Annotated in this window: 25 protein-coding genes; 20 read left to right on the top strand and 5 right to left on the bottom strand. The window is 40.8% G+C overall.

Annotation, left to right across the window (positions count from 1 at the left end; translation table 11 throughout):
- The first annotated feature begins 7 nt into the window (after positions 1-7).
- The 18 genes from GTQ34_RS06795 to GTQ34_RS06710 all read left to right on the top strand — a co-directional run bounded on the left by GTQ34_RS06795 (position 8) and on the right by GTQ34_RS06710 (position 14,507).
- Complete coding sequence (locus GTQ34_RS06795) at positions 8-442, top strand: bactofilin family protein (RefSeq protein ID WP_166523027.1); 435 nt, start codon at positions 8-10, stop codon at positions 440-442.
- A complete protein-coding gene (locus GTQ34_RS06790) occupies positions 420-647 on the top strand; it encodes an AtpZ/AtpI family protein (protein WP_166523026.1) in 228 nt (75 codons plus the stop codon). The genes GTQ34_RS06795 and GTQ34_RS06790 overlap by 23 nt, the downstream gene beginning before the upstream one ends.
- Positions 647-1,063 carry a DUF6168 family protein gene (locus GTQ34_RS06785; protein ID WP_166523025.1) on the top strand — a complete coding sequence of 139 codons (417 nt, stop codon included), beginning with the start codon at positions 647-649 and terminating at the stop codon, positions 1,061-1,063. Before GTQ34_RS06790 ends, GTQ34_RS06785 begins: the two co-directional genes overlap by 1 nt.
- Before the next feature lie 133 nt (positions 1,064-1,196).
- Positions 1,197-2,294, top strand: a complete 1,098-nt coding sequence (atpB, locus tag GTQ34_RS06780) for a F0F1 ATP synthase subunit A (protein WP_235914984.1) — start codon at positions 1,197-1,199, stop codon at positions 2,292-2,294.
- Positions 2,295-2,387: 93 nt separating this feature from the next.
- Entirely contained in the window at positions 2,388-2,582 is a 195-nt protein-coding gene (atpE, locus tag GTQ34_RS06775) for an ATP synthase F0 subunit C (RefSeq protein WP_166523023.1), read from the top strand.
- Between the two features lie 82 nt (positions 2,583-2,664).
- On the top strand, positions 2,665-3,165 hold the full coding sequence (locus GTQ34_RS06770; protein ID WP_166523022.1) for a F0F1 ATP synthase subunit B: 501 nt from the start codon (positions 2,665-2,667) through the stop codon (positions 3,163-3,165).
- A 6-nt stretch (positions 3,166-3,171) separates the two neighbouring features.
- Positions 3,172-3,711, top strand: coding sequence for an ATP synthase F1 subunit delta (atpH, locus tag GTQ34_RS06765; RefSeq protein ID WP_166523021.1), 540 nt, complete (start codon positions 3,172-3,174; stop codon positions 3,709-3,711).
- Positions 3,712-3,713: 2 nt separating this feature from the next.
- On the top strand, positions 3,714-5,294 hold the full coding sequence (gene atpA, locus GTQ34_RS06760) for a F0F1 ATP synthase subunit alpha (protein ID WP_166523020.1): 1,581 nt from the start codon (positions 3,714-3,716) through the stop codon (positions 5,292-5,294).
- A gap of 99 nt (positions 5,295-5,393) precedes the next feature.
- Complete coding sequence (gene atpG, locus GTQ34_RS06755) at positions 5,394-6,254, top strand: ATP synthase F1 subunit gamma (RefSeq protein ID WP_166523019.1); 861 nt, start codon at positions 5,394-5,396, stop codon at positions 6,252-6,254.
- A 127-nt stretch (positions 6,255-6,381) separates the two neighbouring features.
- Positions 6,382-7,851, top strand: a complete 1,470-nt coding sequence (locus GTQ34_RS06750) for a lipopolysaccharide biosynthesis protein (protein ID WP_166523018.1) — start codon at positions 6,382-6,384, stop codon at positions 7,849-7,851.
- On the top strand, positions 7,841-8,275 hold the full coding sequence (gene dut / locus GTQ34_RS06745) for a dUTP diphosphatase (protein ID WP_166523017.1): 435 nt from the start codon (positions 7,841-7,843) through the stop codon (positions 8,273-8,275). Before GTQ34_RS06750 ends, dut begins: the two co-directional genes overlap by 11 nt.
- A gap of 33 nt (positions 8,276-8,308) precedes the next feature.
- A complete protein-coding gene (locus GTQ34_RS06740) occupies positions 8,309-9,325 on the top strand; it encodes a sugar phosphate nucleotidyltransferase (protein WP_166523016.1) in 1,017 nt (338 codons plus the stop codon).
- Positions 9,326-9,335: 10 nt separating this feature from the next.
- Positions 9,336-10,259 (top strand): tetratricopeptide repeat protein, encoded by a 924-nt coding sequence (locus GTQ34_RS06735; protein ID WP_166523015.1) that lies wholly within the window; start codon positions 9,336-9,338, stop codon positions 10,257-10,259.
- Entirely contained in the window at positions 10,256-11,044 is a 789-nt protein-coding gene (gene lolB1 / locus GTQ34_RS06730; protein WP_166523014.1) for a lipoprotein insertase outer membrane protein LolB1, read from the top strand. The genes GTQ34_RS06735 and lolB1 overlap by 4 nt, the downstream gene beginning before the upstream one ends.
- 1 nt (position 11,045) lies before the next feature.
- Positions 11,046-12,272, top strand: a complete 1,227-nt coding sequence (locus GTQ34_RS06725; protein ID WP_166523013.1) for a murein hydrolase activator EnvC family protein — start codon at positions 11,046-11,048, stop codon at positions 12,270-12,272.
- Between the two features lie 4 nt (positions 12,273-12,276).
- A complete protein-coding gene (locus GTQ34_RS06720; RefSeq protein ID WP_166523012.1) occupies positions 12,277-13,113 on the top strand; it encodes an aldo/keto reductase in 837 nt (278 codons plus the stop codon).
- Positions 13,114-13,186: 73 nt separating this feature from the next.
- Positions 13,187-13,912 (top strand): hypothetical protein, encoded by a 726-nt coding sequence (locus tag GTQ34_RS06715; RefSeq protein ID WP_166523011.1) that lies wholly within the window; start codon positions 13,187-13,189, stop codon positions 13,910-13,912.
- Positions 13,896-14,507, top strand: a complete 612-nt coding sequence (locus GTQ34_RS06710) for a hypothetical protein (protein WP_166523010.1) — start codon at positions 13,896-13,898, stop codon at positions 14,505-14,507. Before GTQ34_RS06715 ends, GTQ34_RS06710 begins: the two co-directional genes overlap by 17 nt.
- Here the strand turns inward: GTQ34_RS06710 and GTQ34_RS06705 are convergent.
- Together GTQ34_RS06705 and GTQ34_RS06700 are read right to left on the bottom strand one after the other, a co-directional pair.
- The gene (locus GTQ34_RS06705) at positions 14,504-15,019 is read right to left on the bottom strand and encodes an acyl-CoA thioesterase (protein ID WP_166523009.1); all 516 of its coding nucleotides are present in this window, start codon (positions 15,017-15,019) and stop codon (positions 14,504-14,506) included. The two genes, GTQ34_RS06710 and GTQ34_RS06705, sit on opposite strands and share 4 nt — an antisense overlap.
- 57 nt (positions 15,020-15,076) lie before the next feature.
- Positions 15,077-16,021: an HU domain-containing protein gene (locus tag GTQ34_RS06700; protein WP_166523008.1), complete on the bottom strand. Its 945-nt coding sequence runs from the start codon at positions 16,019-16,021 to the stop codon at positions 15,077-15,079.
- 105 nt (positions 16,022-16,126) lie between these two features.
- Here GTQ34_RS06700 and dprA point away from each other — a divergent pair, with 105 nt between their 5' ends.
- Positions 16,127-17,233 carry a DNA-processing protein DprA gene (dprA, locus tag GTQ34_RS06695; protein WP_166523007.1) on the top strand — a complete coding sequence of 369 codons (1,107 nt, stop codon included), beginning with the start codon at positions 16,127-16,129 and terminating at the stop codon, positions 17,231-17,233.
- Positions 17,234-17,276: 43 nt separating this feature from the next.
- Positions 17,277-17,435: a GIY-YIG nuclease family protein gene (locus tag GTQ34_RS16930; protein ID WP_313790410.1), complete on the top strand. Its 159-nt coding sequence runs from the start codon at positions 17,277-17,279 to the stop codon at positions 17,433-17,435.
- A 190-nt stretch (positions 17,436-17,625) separates the two neighbouring features.
- Here GTQ34_RS16930 and trpS read toward each other — a convergent pair whose 3' ends face one another.
- The 3 genes from trpS to GTQ34_RS06675 form a co-directional block, all read right to left on the bottom strand.
- Positions 17,626-18,594: a tryptophan--tRNA ligase gene (gene trpS, locus GTQ34_RS06685; protein ID WP_166523006.1), complete on the bottom strand. Its 969-nt coding sequence runs from the start codon at positions 18,592-18,594 to the stop codon at positions 17,626-17,628.
- An 84-nt stretch (positions 18,595-18,678) separates the two neighbouring features.
- A complete protein-coding gene (locus GTQ34_RS06680) occupies positions 18,679-18,978 on the bottom strand; it encodes a GlsB/YeaQ/YmgE family stress response membrane protein (protein WP_417936261.1) in 300 nt (99 codons plus the stop codon).
- Between the two features lie 32 nt (positions 18,979-19,010).
- A complete protein-coding gene (locus tag GTQ34_RS06675) occupies positions 19,011-20,858 on the bottom strand; it encodes a sensor histidine kinase (RefSeq protein ID WP_166523005.1) in 1,848 nt (615 codons plus the stop codon).
- Between the last annotated feature and the right edge of the window lie 209 nt (positions 20,859-21,067).

Here is a 21,067-nt window from a genome sequence, read left to right as displayed (position 1 = left end):
AACACAAATGTTTTCTGACAACAAAAAACCCCGACCTATGAATGAATTTGGCGGACAGCCCAATCGAATAGAAAAGAACACCAAGATCAAAGGAGATATCACTTCCGAGGCCGATTTTAGAATTGATGGAAAGCTGGAAGGCAACGTGACAACCTCCGGAAAAGTGGTGATTGGAAAAGATGGATACATCAATGGAAAAGTAGAATGTGTAAATGCCGACATTGAAGGAAAGTTTAACGGAGAACTCGTTGTAAAAGACTTACTTTCGTTGAAGGCCTCAGCCTTAATAGAGGGCACGGTGAGTGTGGCCAAACTTGCTGTTGAACCCGGGGCCACATTTAATGCAGCCTGTACAATGGGCAAGGGCCATGTTGCCACATCAACACCCCCTCCGCAAAAAATGCAGACTGCCAAAACCAATGAGCCCGCAAAAGCCTCCTAAAAAGAACAGCTTTAAAAATGCAGCGATACTTACAGGTATTGCTTTCGAAATGGGCATAATCATCTATCTGTCCGTACAGGGCGGAAAATGGTTGGATACCCAGTACCAAAATGAAAAGAATATTTTCACCGTAATTGCCACTCTTGCCGGAGTGGCAATTTCTATTTGGCTAGTTTTGCAGCAGTTAAAAAAGATTAAATACTGATGACAAAGTTAAATTTGACCGCCAAGTTTTTACTGTTGCTCGATGCCTCCTTGCTCATCGCATTTGCTGTACACACCTTTATCCTATATGCTCAAGGCAACCCAGCTTTTGAAAATTTAATTGTTCAATCTTATGTTGTAAACGGTTTTTTGGCCGCACTTATTTTCGTTTTGTTGTATCGCTTCAGGCTTAAATTGAGGAATCAAATAGGTTTTTTGTTTATGGCAGGAAGTCTTTTAAAATTCGTGTTTTTCTTTCTTTTGTTCTATCCCACTTATAAAAAAGACGGGGACATATCCACCCTGGAATTTGCTGCATTTTTTGTTCCTTATGCACTATCTCTTTTTTGGGAGACCTATTTCGTATCTAAAATGTTGAAAAACATGGAGGAAACGGACGATGGAAAGACCTCCTAAAATCCTTGAAAATAAAAGTTTGAAAGCTTTTTTCTTTTTAAGAGAATGGCTTACATTTGCACCGATTTTCAGAGACCGATATTTTTTGAGCGAAATGCGAAAAACTTTTTTTACCAGATTTCTGCTTGTTGCAATGCTTTTTACGACCCAATTCGCTTTTCCAGCAGAAAAGGAAAACGAGCAGCACGGTGAGCAAGGCAAGGACTTAAAAACAGAAATTAAGGAATACATCTCCCATCACCTTAAAGATTCACATGACTTCTCCCTTTTCTCTTATACCAAGGAAAACGGAGAGCACAAATATGTGGGATTTCCGCTACCGGTAATTTTGTGGGATGATGGTCTTAAAGTATTTTCCTCTTCACAGTTCCACCACGGTGAGACCTTGGCTGAGGTTGATGGGCAATATTATAAACTTTACCATTCCAAGATATACAAAACGGATGCTGAGGGCACCATCAATTATGATGAAGACCACCACCCCACGAATGCAAAGCCGTTGGACTTTTCAATCACCAAAAACGTAATGATGATTATTATTACAGGTTTGTTGATGCTTTGGTTGTTTTCTAGTTTGGCAAGATCTTACGCAAAGAACAATGGTGTTCCTACAGGAATAGGTCGTTTCTTCGAACCCATAGTCCTTTATATAAGGGATGATATCGCCAGACCAAATATTGGAGAGAAGCGATACAAAAAATACATGCCGTTCCTATTGACCATATTTTTCTTTATATGGTTTTTGAACATGTTTGGCATGACTCCATTTGGAGTTAATGTGACTGGCAATATTGCGATTACCACGGCCTTGGCCATCCTGACCTTCGTGATCACCAACTTTACGGGAACCAAGGATTATTGGATGCACCAGTTCAATCCATTGGGCGACTCTTTGCCATGGTACGGAAAAATACCTTTATATATAATATTGGTCCCTATTGAATTATTGGGACTTATCATCAAACCCTTTTCACTTCTGATTCGTTTGTATGCAAACATGCAGGCAGGTCACATCGTTATTGGTAGTTTGATTGGGTTGATGTTCATTTTCAAGAGCTGGATTGGAAGCCCATTGTCATTTGGCCTGGCTTTCGCAATTATGCTGATTGAAGTACTTGTGGCACTGCTACAAGCCTATATATTCACTATGTTGAGTGCCCTGTATTTCGGATTTGCTTCCGAGGAGCATGACCATGGTCACGACGATGAGCCAGAATTGGCACATCTTTAGGAATTGTCACTTCAAGATGTCGTCCTGAGCGCAGTCGAAGGAGCAGTCGAGAAGTGTCTAAAATTGAATTTTTAATTTTTAAACTAGATAGATATGGAAATTCCAGTAATGGTAGGTGCAGGTTTGGTGGTTATAGGTGTTGGTCTTGGTATTGGTAGAATCGGTGGTTCTGCTATGGAGGCCATTGCCCGTCAGCCTGAAGCTTACGGAAAGATCCAAACAGCGATGTTGATTGCAGCAGCGTTGATTGAAGGTATTGGTTTTGCCGCGCTTTTTGCGGTAAGCTAAACCACATTTGGGCAGAAGGCCGTAACGGTTGGTTGCGGCCTATGCACTTGTTTAAAAATCAATGAAATAAAGATTCTAGAATATGGAAAAGTTATTGGAAGAGTTTTCGTTGGGATTGTTTTTTTGGCAGACCCTTTTGTTCGCATTGCTTTTGTTCCTCCTTTGGAAGTTTGCATGGAAGCCTATTCTCAAAGCGGTAAACGACCGAGAAGAGGGCATTAAAAATGCCTTGGATGCTGCAGAAGAGGCTAAAAAAGAAATGCAGAATGTCACCGCCGATAGCGAAAAGCTTTTGAAAGAGGCCAGGGCCGAGAGAGATGTTTTGTTGAAGGAAGCACGGGAAATCAAGGAAGGAATCATTTCTGAAGCCAAGGAACAGTCCAAGGTAGAAGGGGACAAAATAATAAAGCAGGCCCAAGCTGCAATAGAAAGTGAAAAGAAAGCCGCCGTTGCCGACATCAAGGCACAAGTGGCCAACCTCTCATTGGATATAGCGGAAAAAGTGATCAAAGAAGAGTTGTCCGACAAGAAAAAACAGCAAAAGCTGATTGAAGATATGTTGGGAGATATAAAACTGAACTAGGAGCAGATGAACCAGAACAGGGCAGCGGTACGCTATGCAAAAGCAACTTTGGATTATGCCATCGAAAAGAAGGCGGCAGAAGCTGTGGAAAACGACATGCGTAGCATTGCCAAAACAATTTCCGGAAGCGAGGAATTGCAGAGCCTTTTGAGAAGTCCAATTGTAAAAGGGGAGTCAAAGAGAAATGCACTGCAGGAAATCTTCAAGGGGTCAAACGAGATCACCAAAGGGCTCGTCAACACATTGACTGACAACAAAAGGATCGCAATGTTACAGGAAGTTGCCTTTAAATATATCATTCTTCATGAGAAACTTAAAGGTGAAGATGTAGCTTATGTTACTACGGCCATTCCGTTGACCGCCGATCTGGAAAAGAAAATATTAGCCCAAGTGACAAAGCTAACTGGCAACAAAGTCACAGTGGAAAACAAAATTGATGAAAACATCATCGGAGGTTTTGTCCTTCGTGTCGGTGACTTGCAGTATGATGCCAGCATCGCAAACAAATTAAAAGGATTAAAAAGAGAATTTACAAATAGTCTATAAAAATGGCAGGAGTAAAAGCCGCTGAAGTATCAGCAATATTAAAAAAACAAATATCCGGGTTTGAAGCCACCGCTTCGTTGGATGAAGTGGGAACCGTATTACAAGTGGGTGACGGTATTGCCCGCATTTACGGACTTTCCAATGCCCAGTATGGCGAATTAGTGGAGTTTGAAGGTGGAATGCAGGGGATTGTATTGAACCTGGAAGAAGATAATGTTGGTGTGGTGTTGTTGGGCCCATCAAAAGAGATTATGGAAGGCGCCACAGTTAAGAGAACGCAGCGTATCGCATCCATCAACGTGGGTGAAGGTATCGTTGGCCGCGTAGTGGATACCTTGGGAACTCCAATCGACGGCAAAGGACCCATCTCTGGAGAAACTTATGAAATGCCTTTGGAGCGTAAAGCCCCTGGGGTAATCTATCGTCAACCTGTGAACGAACCGTTGCAGACTGGAGTAAAGGCCATCGATGCCATGATTCCTGTCGGTCGAGGACAGCGGGAGCTTGTCATCGGTGACCGTCAAACAGGAAAGACCACGGTTTGTATCGACACCATCATCAACCAAAAAGAATTTTACGATGCCGGTGAGCCAGTATACTGTATCTATGTTGCCATAGGTCAAAAAGCATCCACAGTGGCCGGAATAGCCAAGATTTTGGAAGACAAAGGGGCCTTGGCCTATACGACCATTGTTGCCGCTAACGCTTCCGACCCTGCCCCAATGCAGGTTTATGCCCCTTTTGCAGGTGCTGCTATCGGGGAATATTTTAGGGATACAGGTCGTCCAGCATTGATTATTTATGATGATTTATCCAAACAAGCGGTAGCCTATCGTGAAGTATCACTGTTGTTGAGAAGACCTCCAGGACGTGAGGCCTATCCTGGTGATGTGTTCTATCTCCACTCGAGACTGCTGGAGCGTGCTGCCAAGGTTATCAATGATGATAATGTGGCCAAGGAGATGAACGATCTTCCTGATGTATTGAAAGGAAAGGTAAAAGGTGGGGGATCTTTGACTGCCCTTCCTATTATCGAAACTCAGGCGGGTGACGTTTCCGCATATATTCCAACAAACGTAATTTCCATTACGGACGGACAGATTTTCTTGGAGCAGGACTTGTTCAACCAAGGGGTGCGTCCTGCAATCAATGTGGGTATCTCGGTATCGAGGGTAGGGGGTAATGCCCAGATAAAATCGATGAAAAAAGTAGCGGGTACATTGAAGTTGGATCAGGCACAGTTCCGTGAATTGGAAGCCTTTGCCAAGTTTGGTTCTGATTTGGATGCCGCTACCTTGAACGTTATTGAAAAAGGGCGTAGGAACGTTGAAATCTTGAAACAAGGCCAGAACGATCCTTTTACAGTGGAAGATCAAGTGGCCATCATTTTTGCAGGATCCAAAAACCTCTTGCGTGATGTTCCTGTGGACAAAGTAAAAGAATTTGAAAGGGATTACTTGGAATTTTTGAATGCCAAGCATAGAGATGTTTTGGACACCTTGAAAGCAGGTAAGTTGACGGATGAGGTCACAGAAACTTTGACATCAGTGGCCAAGGACCTTTCAGGAAAATATAGAGCATAATACTTGTCATTCCTGCTTCCCTTCGACTGCGCTCAGGGTGACGCAGGAATCCTTAAACAACAAGAAGCCGCATCAAGTGCGGAATGACAAAAGAAGAGAATGGCGAACTTAAAGGAAATACGTAACAGAATATCTTCGGTTTCATCAACCATGCAGATAACCAGTGCCATGAAAATGGTATCTGCCGCCAAGTTGAAAAAGGCCCAAGATGCCATTACGGCCATGCGACCTTATGCCAACAAGTTGACCGAGTTGTTGCAAAACTTGAGTGGTAGTTTGGATGGGGATTCTGGGAGTCAGTATGCCAATAACAGGGAAGTAAAAAAAGTGTTGGTGGTTTCCATAACCTCAAACAGAGGTCTTTGCGGAGCTTTCAACTCCAACATTATCAAAGGAAGTGTTTCCCTGTACCACGGCAAATATGGCGGCAAGAACGTCGATTTTATGACCATCGGAAAAAAGGGCAATGATATTTTGAGCAAAAAATTCAATGTGGTTGCCAATCATGGTGAAATATATGATGATTTGACTTTTGAGAACGTAGCTGAAATTGCTGAAAGTTTGATGCAGCGTTTCACGGACGGAGAATATGACCGAATTGATTTGGTGTATAACCGATTCAAGAATGCAGCCACCCAAATTGTCACTACTGAACAATTTTTACCGATTATACCCATGGAAGGAAACACCTCCGGTAGCGCAGATTACATTTTTGAGCCATCCAAGGAGGAAATCGTGGAACAATTGATTCCCAAGTCGTTGAAGACCCAACTATATAAGGCCATTCGGGATTCCTTTGCCAGTGAGCACGGTGCACGTATGACAGCTATGCACAAGGCCACGGACAATGCTGGAGAGTTGAAAGATCAGTTAACACTCACTTACAACAAGGCAAGACAAGCAGCCATTACCAATGAAATCTTGGAAATCGTAGGCGGTGCCGAAGCTTTGAATAATTAGAATCTTAAGTATAACAGATATGGGAAGGCCGCTTTTGAAGTGGCTTTTTTCTTTTTTCAGGGTATGGTGGAGTTAATAGACTTGTGTCTTTTATGTAACTTGTAACCACTTTTAAGGCATCACCTATTTGAATCCATTAAAAAAGCTTTTTAAACAAACTTTTATTTACGGCGTGGCCACGGTTTTGCCACGGGTCATTTCTTTTTTTTTGCTTCCCCTATACACTTCCGTTTTTGAAAACGCAGCAGGGTATGGCCAGTATACCAACATCTATGCATGGATAGCCATTTTTAATGTGTTTTTGGCCTATGGCATGGAAACGGCATTTTTCCGATTTTACCATAAAAGAGATGACAAGGAGCGGGTAATTTCCACCTCTTTGATATCCCTGTTGACCTCATCGCTGTTTTTCTTGGTGTTGGCCTTGGTGGTCAAGGATGGCCTAGCAGAGTTCACCAACATCAATGTGGATTATATTGAGTTTACCACTTACATTTTGGTTTTGGATGCCTTGGTCATAATTCCGTTTGCTCTGTTACGTGCTCAGGAAAGACCTATGAAGTATGCGCTATTAAAGACAGCCAATGTTGCTGTCAATTTAGGATTTAATGTATTCTTCTTACTGATTTTGCCGAAGTTGTCAGCAAATTCCTCTGAAGGATTATGGAATTCCATGTATGAAGAGGGCTGGCAGATTCAATACATATTCATTTCCAATATCATAGCGAGCGGTGTTACACTTTTGATTTTATTGCCCACCTATTTCAAGGCCACCTACAGATTTGATAAATCATTGTGGCAACAAATGATGAAATATGCAGGACCGGTAATGTTGGCAGGGGTGGCGTTTACCATTAATGAGGTATTGGACAAGATTCTATTGACAGAGATACTACCATCCGATATTGCAGAGACTGAAGTTGGCAAATATGGAGCCTGCTACAAGTTGGCCCTTTTCATGACGCTATTTGGCACTGCTTTTAGAATGGGTGTCGAGCCTTTTTTCTTCAGTCATGCAAAAACCGAAAGACCACAAAAAACCTACGCCCAAATCACCAATTATTTTGTGATATTGGGCAGTGTAATTCTGCTCGGAGTGGTGGTTTTTGTGGAACCACTGGGAAAGTTGCTCATCCGAAATCAGATTTATTGGGAAGCTCTGGAAGTTGTGCCCATCATACTATTGGGAAGTTTTTGTTTGGGCATTTATCATAACCTATCCGTGTGGTACAAGGTTACCGACCAGACCAAATTTGGCGCCTATATTTCCTCAATTGGTGCCTTGATCACCCTTATAATGAACGTAGGATTGATACCAAAAATGGGATACATGGCTTCGGCCCTGGCCACGTTGGCCGCCTATGGAAGTATGATGCTCTTGTCCTACTACTTTGGAAGAAAATATTATCCGATTCCCTATAACATGAGGAAAATTGTGTTCTACTTGGCCGTTTCCATCGGGTTTTCTGCCCTTTCTTTCTACGTTTTTAATAGAAATTTAATAGCTGGGAGCATACTACTTTTGCTATTTTTGATGTTAGTTTATAGGATGGAGGGAGAGAGACTAAAGACCATATTGCTACGCCGTGAAGATTAAGATTATCAATACATCAGAACATCAACTACCCAATTACGAAACCTTGGCTTCGGCCGGAATGGACTTGAGGGCAAATATTGCTGAACCGATTACCTTAAAATCGCTGGAACGGGCCATTGTGCCCACCGGTATTTTTATGGAGCTTCCCATTGGATATGAGGCACAGGTGCGACCGCGGAGCGGTCTTGCTGCAAAAAAAGGAATTACAGTGCTCAATGCTCCGGGAACTATTGACGCAGATTATCGGGGAGAAGTGGGTGTGATTTTGGTCAATCTCTCTAAGGAAGATTTCATTGTTGAAAACGGTGAGCGGATAGCGCAAATGGTTATTGCCAAACACGAAAGAGCCGATTGGGACCAGGTCGAATCTCTTTCGGAGACCGATAGAGGTGCAGGCGGGTTTGGAAGTACGGGAACCAAATGAAGATGCTAATCACTAAAGACTAAGTATATATTTATGAAAATCATAGTCCCAATGGCGGGAAGAGGGTCTCGATTGAGGCCACATACCCTAACAGTTCCAAAACCATTGATACCCGTGGCGGGGAAACCCATTGTGCATCGATTGGTAAGCGATATTGCCAAAGTGCTGGGTGAACCTATTGAAGAGGTTGCTTTTATATTGGGTGATCCTGCTTTTTTTGGGGATGATGTTGTAGAAAGCCTTATGCAATTGGCGGAAAGCTTGGGAGCAAAGGGATCAATTTATAGACAAGATCAACCTTTGGGAACAGGACACGCCATTATGAGCGCCAAGGAATCATTGAGCGGCCCTGCGGTAATTGCCTATGCGGACACTTTGATTCGGGCAGATTTTGATTTGGATAAATCTGCGGACAGTGTTATTTGGGTAAAGCAGGTGGAGCATCCAGAAGCTTATGGGGTGGTAAAGTTGAGTGATAGCAACGAAATTGTGGAGTTGGTAGAGAAGCCCAAGGAGTATGTTTCGGATTTGGCCGTAATTGGCATTTATTACTTCAAGGATGTGGGAGTGCTCAAGAAGGAATTGCAGCATATATTGGATAATGATATTACCCATGGCGGGGAATATCAAATCAATGATGGCATAAAACGAATGATGGAAAAGGGCATGAAATTTGTTCCAGGTAAAGTGGATGAATGGATGGACTGTGGCAATAAAAATGTAACCGTGGAAACCAATCAACGCATGTTGGGCTTTTTGGAAAAAGATGGTGAGCAACTGGTTTCGAACTCCGTGAAAAAGGACAATGCCAACATCATTGAGCCCTGCTTTATTGGCGAAAATGTTGTAATTAGGAATAGTACGATAGGGCCTTTTGTATCTTTAGGTGCAAATACCATGGTAGAGAATACCACGATAAAGAATAGTTTAATCCAAAGCAACAGTAAAATAACCAATGCCAATTTGGATAATGCCATGATCGGGAACCATGTTGTATTCGATGGAAAATTTGAGACAATCAGTATAGGGGATTATTCGGTTTTGGAGTAATAATTGAACAATGGACAAGAAATGTCTTCTTGGAATAGGATTAATGGTATCACTTTGGACCTATAGCCCAATCTATGCCCAAGAAGAAAAAAGTGCAGAGGTTTATTTAGAAGAATATACCGATGAGTTTCAAGAAAACTTCTTTGAAGCCCTAAAGCAAAAGGGGATTCAAAATTTTGATAGAGCCATTGCCCTGTTCCTAAAATGTAAACGGTTGGAGCCTACCTATAGTGTTATTGATTATGAATTGGCCAAGGCATATTATAGCGATAAACAGTACATAAAGGCCCAAGATTTTGCTCTTCAAGCTTTAAATGCAGAACCTACGGATTTTTGGTATTTGGAGAACGTGTTGAAGATTTTGGACGCACAGGGGAACACTTTGGATGCCATTAAACAGAACATCCCTTTCGATAATCAGAAACTACAGGAAAACTTGGCATTGGCATATTTTAAAAGGAAAAAACACCAAGAAGCACTTATAATAATTATGGGATTGGATAACCAATCGTTTGCCGCCCAAATAAAGAGGAAAATAGATGACTCCCTTCAACAAAAAAACGTTATAGTGGAGCCAACTACCCCCAGCATCAAGGAAAATCAATTGGAAGATGATAACCCAGTTGCAGACTATCAAAATCGAATTAAGAATCTATTGGAGCGCAACGAACATGAAGCACTTCTTGCTATTTCCAAAGAAGCTTTGGACGCTTATCCTTTACAGCCCTTTTTCTATTATGCGTATGGAGCAGCACTTAATGGCACTTCCAATGCCAATAAAGCGATTGAAGTTCTGGAAGACGGATTGGACTATCTCGTGGATAACGATGCTCTGGCAAACAATATGTATAGGGAGCTATCCAGAGCCTATACACAGATAGGAAACACAACGAAGGCCAATGAGTATACCAATAAAATAAAGCCAGGATTATGAGTTGGGCACAGCACATACAAAAAAAGATAGGATTGCTGCTATTGATGGGCTTTGTTCTAGTATTGGGATCCTGTAGAAGCACCAAATCGATAGCGGGTGGTGAAGTTGATATCAGAATGTCGGTAAGGAACATCATAAACAGCCACTACAACAACCAACCCAATTTTAAAACATTGCGGGGAAGAGTTAAGATAGATTACTCAAACGGTAAGGAAAGCCAAGGGGTTAACGTTAGTCTTCGTATGGAAAAGGACAAGGTTATCTGGATGAGTGCCCCACTCGGAGTTGTAAAGGCGCATATTACCCCAGAAAGGGTTTCCTTTTACAACAAATTGCAGAACGAGTATTTTGATGGAGATTTCAGTTACCTCAGTAACCTTTTGGGAACCGATTTGGACTTTGAAAAGGTGCAGAATATGCTATTGGGCAATGCAGTTTTTGATTTGAGAGAAGAAAAATATACATCGAATGTCAGTCAAGGCAATTACCAGTTAAAGCCAAAAAAGGCTGCAACATTTTTTAAGACCTTGTTTCAATTGGAACCTAGAAATTTCAAGATAGCACTACAGCAAATTTCACAACCAGAAAGCTATCGTCAATTAAAGGCAAAATATACTTATCAGGATATTTCAGGAAACATACTGCCTCAGGAAATTAAAATAGTAGCGGCTGAGAACGGTGATCAAACAGTAATCGATTTAAGTTTTAGAAACTTGGAGCTCAACAAAACATTGAATTTTCCGTATAGGGTTCCGAATGGATATGATAAAATAACATTAAAGTAATATGATAAGTAAAAACTCATATTATATTGTTTTCTACATAATTATATTTTTATCATCTGTTTTTTGTTATGCACAGACCAGCGAGCAGAAAGCCCTAGAGGCGAAAAGGGAACGCCTTCAAGAAGAAATTAAAGAAATCAATAGGTTGCTTTTTGCAGAAAGAAAGGAAAAAGGCAATGTCTTGGACCAAATGGAAGCATTGGATAAACGCATCAATGTGCGGCAGGAGCTTATACGCGTTACCAATCAACAGTCCAATCTGCTGAACAGGCAGATAAACGTTAACATTAGAAGTATCAGCAAGCTTAGGGAAGATTTAAAAATCTTAAAGGATGATTATTCAAACCTAATTCGAAAAACGTATCAAAATAAGTCCCAAAATAATCGCTTAATGTTCCTGCTCTCCGCTGAAAATTTTTTCCAAGCCTTTAAACGCTTGCAGTACATGCAGCAATATGCGAAGCATAGGAAAAAGCAGGGCGAGAGCATTGTTAAAAAAACAGAGCAACTGGCAGGGTTGAATCAAGAATTGGTACAACAACGTAAGGAAAAGGAGCAGTTGTTAGTAGAAAACAAGGCAGTCAAGGATAAATTATTTAAGGAAATAGAATCTCAAAAGACGCTTTTGCGCAGTATCCGTCAAAATGAAACACGGTATGCCGCAGCGATTGAAGAGAAACGAAGGGAAGCCAGGAAAATAGATCGGGAGATAGAACGATTGATTCGCAGTGCCATCGCCAGTTCAAACAGAGGGTCAGGAAGGGCTGCTAGCGCTGCTACATTCGCCCTGACCCCAGAAGCAAAGTTGTTGGCGGATAATTTTTCCTCCAACAAGGGAAGGCTCATTTGGCCAGTGGAAAAAGGAATTAAAAGCCAAGGCTATGGTGTTTATTCCGATAAGTTGTACCCAGGCATAAAACACAGAAACAATGGTGTAACGATCACCACGGATAAAGGAAGCAAGGCGAGAGCAATTTTCGAGGGCGAGGTGATAGCCATTCTTTCAGTCCCTGGAGGCAGCAAGGGAGTTCAGATAAAGCACGGAAATTATATAAGCACATACTATAATCTTTCAAAGCTCTATGTAAAAAAGGGCGATAGGGTTGCTGTGAAAGAAGTGTTGGGAGATATTAATACCAATCGGTTTGACGGAACCACCAAACTAAAGTTCTATCTATACAGAGACTCAAACCGATTAAACCCAGAGGATTGGATCTATCAATTATAACAGCATGCGAACAATAACGGATTTACAGGGAACCTTTCAACTGCACAACGGAGTCGAGATGCCCTATTTTGGATTGGGGGTTTATCTTTCAAAAGATGGCAAAGAAGTTATAAATGCGGTAAAAAATGCTTTGGACCATGGCTACAGGCATATTGACACAGCTTCTATTTATAATAATGAAGAAGGTGTAGGTGAAGGCATCAAACAAAGCACTGTAGACCGAAAAGATGTTTTTTTGGTGAGCAAGGTTTGGAACACAGACCAAGGGTATGATTCCACCCTAAAGGCTTTTGATGCCAGTTTGGAACGTTTGGGAACGGACTACCTCGATTTGTATTTGATTCATTGGCCAAAAGGAGAAAAATCCAAAGAAACATGGAAGGCGATGGAAAGGTTGTACGATGAAAAAAGAGTTAGGGCGATAGGCATCAGCAATTTTTTAAAGCATCATATTGAAGACTTGCTTCCTGATGCCAAAATTGTTCCCATGGTCAACCAAATGGAATTTCACCCCTATTTGGTGCAACAAGAGTTGATAGATTTCTGTCATTCCATAGGAATTCAATACGAAGCTTGGTCTCCACTGATGCAAGGCAACATCTTCGATTTGGATACTATGAAAGAACTTGCAAAAAAATACAACAAGACCATTGCTCAGATAGTGTTGCGTTGGGATTTGCAAAAAGGGGTGATTACTATCCCAAAATCTTCAAAAAAAGAACGTATATTGTCCAACGCAGACCTCTTTGATTTTGAAATTGAATCAAACGATATTAGGTTGTTGGACAGCTTGAATTGCGATAAGCGATTCGGCCCAGACCCAGACAATTTCGATTTCTAACCTCAACATTTTGATGTGAATACAATCTGTCGACCTTCATCAATTGGTGAAAGTTGGTAAGAAGTCATTTTCTATGCACAGAATAGTTCTAATGGTAAGCCTATCATTCCTATGTTTTGGGTGTGAACTTACATATGAAGACAATGTTAGGTTATTGGTAAAGGGAACAGTCATCCTACCAGACAAACAACAAGTACCCGAACTTCCAATTGATGTTTATGCGGCGGGCAATTTTTCTGGTTACCCTTTTATATTCGCCTATGGACCAAGTGAGGATTTGGATTTAATGGGAACCTCGAATTTGAATCCCAATGGAGAGTTCAACGTAACTGCCATTTCTCCAGAAAATGCTGATGAAATTCTGATGGTCATCAATGATCAATATCGAATGGAACACAACAAAGATTGGCCTACTGTTGTTTTTACGCAAATGGAAGAATTAGACCTAAAGGACTATACATATAGTATAGGGCCTACACCAATAAAGCCAATTGTGGAATCAAGATTGAATATTAAAAGAATTGAGAACAAAACAGATTCCATGTACTTGAGTATACGTCATAATGCTTCTTTTATCAGAAAAAATGTTATTTATGACGATGGAATGAATGGCCAATGGCCAGATAGAATTTCGACATCGTTATACCCTAATGTAAATCAAAAAACTGTCGTCTTCCGCAATATTCGCCACGAATCCATACAGGTATATTTTCGTTTGTTCAATAATGGTATAAAAAGGGAAACAACATTAGAGATTAAGTTTAACCAAGAAACAAACGGTTATGAAATTCGAATATAAAACGATTTTCCCAATTCTCTGCCTTGTTTACGTCATGAACACTGCTGCACAAGAAGAGACCAAAAAGTCGAATGTAGTACCTTTCGGAATTTTTGGCATCTCATATTCATTACCGATATCGTATGGAAATAATTTTGTGATGGAGGGATACAATTTACAAGGAGGACTTAATTTGGATGGCAGGGTACTCTTTCCATCCAATTGGACCATTGGAGGCCAATTAAATTATTTTAAAGGAAATGTAGAAAATATATCTGCGGTGGGCGGTATTTCGAACAGTCGAATCCTACACTTGCACATTACGGGAGGATATTCATTGAAATTAGTCAACTATCTTCGACTTCACATAGCAGTTGGACCTGGCTATGTGCAATATTGGCACACACAGGGCACTACTAGATTTAAGGATGATGGATTTTCATTAACATCAAACTTGGCAATTTCATACAACCTTAACGATTCAATTGGTATTTATCTTAAGCTTGACCATCAATGGGACTTATTGCAAGTAGACACAGCTTCGGAGTTAAATGGTTTTTTCAATGATATAAAACTAATTCTACCTTCTGTTGGAATAGCACTTTTCACATTTTAGCTATCAAAAAACAGGGCCTTCAGTTCAGTAGCTTCAGATGGCGGAAGTTTGCCGGCAAGCACCAAACTTAATTGTTTGCGTCTCAAAGCGGCGGCATAACGCTCTTTTTCCAAGTCGGTTTCAGGAGTTAGAGGAGGAACCTCGGTGGGTTTTCCAGTATCATCTACCGCTACAAAAGTATAAATCGCCTCATTGGCTTTAGTACGATCTCCGGTAAATCGGTCCTCAATCCAAACGTCTATAAAAATCTCCATAGATGTCCTAAAAGCCCGGGAAACGGATGCTTCAACCGTTACCACGCTCCCGAGAGGCACAGCGTGGTTAAAAGCCACATGATTCACTGAGGCGGTCACCGTGATTCTGCGACTGTGCCTGCGAGCCGAAATACTGGCCGCTCTATCCATTCGGGCCAAAAGCTCGCCTCCAAAAAGATTGTTCAGGGGATTGGTCTCACTGGGCAAAACCAAATCTGTCATAATTGTTCGTGATTCACTCGGAGTCTTTGCACGCATACCTCTAGAATTTGCGCAAAGATATTGAAGCGGAAAATGGTATTAAAGAAAAGAAGGCTATTTCTCTGAAAGCAGCCAGGCATCCCTAGAATCGGTGGTCTTTACCTTGCGAAGAAAGGCAAGTGCCTCCTTCGGATTCTCGAAACTATCATAGGCTACCTGGTGAAGCCCATATTTGTTCTGGCCCAAATAAAAGGCATTGTACCCCTTTTCCTTTAACTGTGCAACCTTTTTATCGGCGTTTTCCTCAATCCTGAATGCTCCGGCAATAACATGGTGTCTGCCAAGCTTTCTCTTGGTTACATTGATATTTATGGCGGGCAATTCCAAAGGATCGCTTTCAAAGAAAGTGGCCTCTTGAATCAACCGTGAAACCTCCTGTTGGGCCTCTTGTCGCACAGCAACTTGCTTTTCCTGCAAATCGCCATAAGTATTATATGAAGTGATACCCAATGAAACGGCAAAGAATAGAACGGCAGCATATTTCAGCCATGGCCTGAACGAAGACTCTTCCCTTTTTTCAGGGGTAATAATAAAGGGAATTTTTTCTTCCAATTCTTCAACTTCTTCCTTGAGCATCTCGCGTTGAATAGGAGTAATTGCAAGAGACGAAAGCCCAAAGGATGAAGTCAAATAGTTGATTTTATCTTCTGGTTGAAATTGAATGCGCTGTTCTTGATTGGCCCATAGCTTTCCAATGTTGAAAAGTTCAATACTTTCACCCTGTTCCAACTTCTTTTTCCATGTTTCGGACACTTGCTCCACCTCCTGTAAGAGTTCCTCGTAGCCCAAGTTTTTGTCTCGGGCAATATGGGAAACCAAAACACCGTCGTTTTTGTTCAACTGCGAATTAAAGGAAATGGTTTTGAAGGGAGGGGCCAAGGTTTGGGATACGGTATCCAGCTTGGCCGGTTTCGCATGGGACAAAAATGCCCCAAAACCAGGAACAACTACGCAGTGGTGATCATAAAGCAACTGTTCTATGTAGAAGTCAATCCGCATAGCTACAAATATTGTAAAAAAAGAAGGAGAACAAAATGTAGCCCATCACTTTTTATTAACATTTGAAAAGCTGTATTTTGTGGACAACTTTGAGTCCCAAATCAAATGACTGAACCTGAAATTATTGCAGCACTTCGGCTGCAGGCCATACCCAACATTGGAGATATTACTGCCAAAAAGTTGATTGCCCGTTGTGGTAGCCCAATGGCCGTTTTTAAGGATAAACGGCAACACCTACTCAAAATTGACGGCATAGGCCAACAGACTTTGAAAGGGCTTTTTGACCCTGTTCATTTAGCAGAAGCAGAGGCAGAATATACGTTTTTGGTCCAGGAACGGATTGATACCTCCTATTTTATCGCTGATGACTATCCAGAGTATCTAAAGCATTGCCCAGATGGTCCCATTTTACTCTTTAAGAAAGGGAATATTGATTTGAACAACAAAAGGATAATTAGTGTCGTGGGTACAAGGAACATTACCAGCTACGGTACCGATTTTTGTGAGAAATTCATTGAAGAGATTGCACCCCTTGATCCAATTATTGTGAGCGGATTGGCGTATGGTGTGGATATTACTATTCAAAGGGCGGCTGTGGACAAGGGCTTGCAAACCATTGCATGTTTGGCCCATGGACTCAATCAGGTTTATCCGAAAGCCCACAAAAAGTATGCTAAAGGAATCCTTGAAAACGGGGGATTCTTGACGGATTTTTGGAGCACCAGTACACCAGAAAGGGAAAACTTTCTAAAAAGAAATCGAATTGTTGCTGGAATGAGTGAGGCCACCATTGTTGTAGAATCAGCAGAAAAGGGAGGAAGCTTGGTCACGGCCGATTTGGCCAACGGGTATAACAGGGAAGTGTTTGCGGTGCCGGGTCGAAGCACCGATAAGTTCAGTAAGGGATGTAATGATCTGATAAAACGGCAAAAAGCAAATTTGCTGACTTCCGCTGCGGAACTCGTTTATCTTCTGGGGTGGGAATTAGAGGAGAAAAAGGAAGAAAGTATGGTTCAAAAACAACTGTTTGTGGAGTTGACAGAACAAGAACAAGCCATTTATTCTTATCTGCAATCGAAAGGCAAGCAATTATTGGACACCGTGGCGTTGGAATGCAAATTGCCCATTTACAAAGCCTCCTCTACGCTGCTTAATATGGAAATGAAAGGGTTAATAAGGCCGTTACCTGGTAAATTGTTCGAGGCTATTTGAATTGTCATTCTGAGAGTAGCGAAGAATCTCTTACAGTAACAATATGCATATTGAAGACAAACATACTTACTATGTCTACATTTTGACAAATAGAAACAAACCAATGCTGTACACTGGAATAACAAACAATTTGGCGACACGCTTGACGGAACATCAAGAAAATATACCGTTGGGGAAGAAGACTTTTGCCGCCAGATATTGATATCTTTTATACATGGAGAAATATATATAGGTACAAGATGCTATTGCCCGTAAAAAAGAAATAACAGGTTGGATGCGGATAAAAAAGCTTGAATTGATTCAAAGTGCAAACCCAAAGATGGACTTTTCCTTGATTACGTGGGATTCTTCACCTGCGCAATGCACAGGTTTAGAATGAAAGATAAATCGAATTAATATCCCAATTTTCCTCGGACTCTACCCAATACATCGTCGGCTACTTTTCTGGCCTTTTCCGAGCCAACGGCCAAGGCTTCATCTACTTCATCTAAATGGGTCATGTAGTAATCAAATTTCTCACGGGGCTCTTCAAATTTGTTCAAAACAAGCTCATATAAGGCTTGCTTGGCGTGGCCATACCCATAGTTTCCTGCCAAATAATTGGCGCTCATTTCTTCAACCTGCTCCGGAGCGGCCAAAAGCTTGTAAAGCGCAAAGACATTGTCCTTGCTTGGGTCCTTAGGCTCTTCCATTGGGGTACTGTCCGTAACGATACCCATAATCTGTTTACGTAATTTTTTGTCCGGTTGGAAAATGTCAATAAGGTTGTTGCGGCTCTTGCTCATTTTTTCCCCGTCAGTACCCGGAACGTACATGGTTTCTTCATGAATTTTGGCTTGTGGCAGTACAAATACCTCACCCATCTGAGTATGAAATCTGGATGCAACATCCCGGGTCATTTCCAAATGCTGCAATTGATCTTTCCCAACGGGTACGATATCGGCATCGTACAATAAAATATCCGCCGCCATAAGCATGGGGTAAGAAAATAATCCGGCATTTACATCCTCCAGTCTATCAGCTTTGTCTTTAAAAGAATGGGCCAAGGTTAATCGCTGATATGGAAAAAAGCAACTGAGGTACCATGCCAATTCAGCGGTTTGGGGCACATCGCTTTGCCTGTAAAAAACGGTTTTCTCGATGTCAAGACCAAAGGCAAGCCAAGCTGAAGCGATGGCGTATGTATTCTGTCTCAATAGCTCACCATCCTTGATCTGGGTGAGCGAATGCATATCAGCAATAAAAAGAAAAGACTCGTTTTTCGGGTCTTGTGCCATTTGTATAGCGGGAATTATTGCTCCCAAAATGTTTCCCAAATGGGGAGTTCCTGTACTTTGGATGCCGGTTAAAATTCGGGCCATGCTTGATTTTTGTCCGTAAATGTAAGCATCCGAAAGGGATAAAAAAAGCAGCCGAAGCCGCTATTTCATATGGTTTGCCGAAATCTATTTCTTGAACAGCCCAGCAATAAAGAGAACGACAATGGCCCCAATGACACCTGTTATGAGATTACCCACAACACCGGAACCAATATGGACGCCCAGTGCGCCAAAGACCCAATTTCCAACAACACCGCCCACAATACCAAGAACAATGTTCAAAAGAACACCGAAACCGCCGCCTTTCATAATCTTTTCTGCCAGCCACCCAGCTAGCGCCCCAATAAGTAATGCATAAAGAATTCCAATGAAATCAGATTTATTGGTTAGTGTGCAAAAAAGTCTACCTGTGCATACTTGATTCACACATAAAGGTTGGTGCTTTGAGGAATCATTTCCTAAAAAGACACCGTTACTTTTATGATTACTGTGGTGCCTTTAGAGTTACCATTGGAATCTTTTTTATCAATTATTTCATAATTGTTGGCCCTTAATCCACTTGAATCAAGACGGAGCTTACTCACTTGTATGCCTCGTGACTTTCTTGCTCTTTGATGCCAAGAACCATTATCTTTTGCTGCCTGTCTTCCAATACCATTGTCATCAATACGGCAAGTCAAAATATTTTCATCCAAACTAAAACTGATTATCAATTTTTTGTTGTCATCTTCTTTGGGAAGCAATCCATGTATTATCGCATTTTCCGCAAAAGGTTGACAAATCATGAACGGTATTTTAATGGACTCCGTGTCCAAACCTTTCTGGCAGACTATTTCATAAGAAAAAGCGCTGTCAAATCTTAGGGATTCCAGTTCTAGGTAATCTTTTAGCATGTTTATCTCCAATTGGAGTGTTGCATCGGGCTCTATGGAGCTCTCTAAGGCACTTCTGGCCAAACGACTGAAATTGGAAAGATATTTTAAGGAGGAAACCTTATTGTCTTTAATAATCAAATTTTGCAATGAATTCAAAGCGTTAAAAATGAAATGTGGGTTAATTTGAGCCCTTAAGGCCCTATTTTTTTCATTCAATGCTTTTTGTTGCAAAGAAATATTTTCTTTGAATTCCAAATGAACCTTGTAATTAAGACCTACTGTGAATATTATAATTTCCAAAACACAGCCAAGTAGCAGATAGTACCTGCTGTTCAATAAAAGACCGTCGTTTGGATCGGCAAAATAGATATGGATTAAGGAGGAAATCAGAAATGCGAACGAAGCAAAAATAACAAAATAAGCCAGATTGTTTTTAGGATAAAAAATCAAGTAAAATAAACCCAGAACACACAGAGCATAGACTACCTTCATAAAAAAGGTGTTTATGTAAATAAGACCGTTTAAATAATTTGAAAAGTAAAAAACAATTATTACCGTTAGGGTCAAAATCAATCCGCCCATTATCACATACATTAGTGTATGGATTTTAGGATAGTCTTGTTTGGTTCTTAGATAATAGATAAAGAAGAAACCATAAAAAATGTTAGCGGGTATTATTAGGCCTTGTGACCACCAGTGCTGCAATAATTGATTTTCTCCAAAAATATATGAGTTAATATTAAGGATTTCTCCTGCCACATAGAAGAAAAGAAGCAAGATATAAAACGAATAAAAAAGAAACTCATACTTTCTCAAATAGAAGAAAAAACTCAAAGTTGAGAGCCAAATCACTAGGCATAGTCCAGCAAAAATGTAATAGTGGACCAGCTTCCTCAAGTCACTTAGGTCGTAATTTGAATAAGCCGGTGTGAATGAATAGCTAAAATTCCAATTCTGGATGCTTTCATTGAAGGTAATACGCTTTGCCTTTATATAAATATATTTTTTTTTGATTAGATTTTTAATGTCTATTTGAACTTCAGAATAGTAGTTTTCAAAGGGGATTTTTTTGCTTGCCGAGTTTTCTTCAAAATGGCCTATAGTTTTCTTAGAAATCCGTGTTCCATTCCAATAATACAAATATCCATAGTCGAAGGAGTTCATCTTCAAATACAAGGTATTGTTGAAAGATGAATCAGGGATGGCGTTGGAGAAATCGAGCCGAATCCAATATTCATCATCTGGGATTGTCTTCTCTGAAAAAAAGAAAGTAGGTTTATAACCATCTTCAATTGGCGTTTTATTAATGGAATCAAAATGTTTGGGGTTTTTTATGACCTCAAAGGGAATGGACTTTTCGGCTTGTCCGTTTGCTTGGCACACAATTCCTAAACCAAAAGATAGGATTAAAAACAAAATACTATACTTCATTTTTTTAAACTTAGGCCTCCGATATTTTCGTCCTGAAAAGAGTGTATTGGTCTTTATCAATTCTTAAGATAGTTAATTAAGAGATTACGATAGATGTTTTTTTTCTGTGATTGGTATCAGGGAAGAAAAGAGATACGAAAGAAATAAGAATTTTATCTTGTTTAAATATTCAAGCCGAAAATCTTCCATTTAAATCATCTTTAAAATTT

The sequence above is a fragment of the Flagellimonas ochracea genome (genome assembly GCF_009903685.1).
GTDB classification, from domain to species: domain Bacteria; phylum Bacteroidota; class Bacteroidia; order Flavobacteriales; family Flavobacteriaceae; genus Flagellimonas; species Flagellimonas ochracea.
Note: the sequence above shows the minus strand (reverse complement) of the source record. Positions and strands in the feature narration are given on the sequence as shown.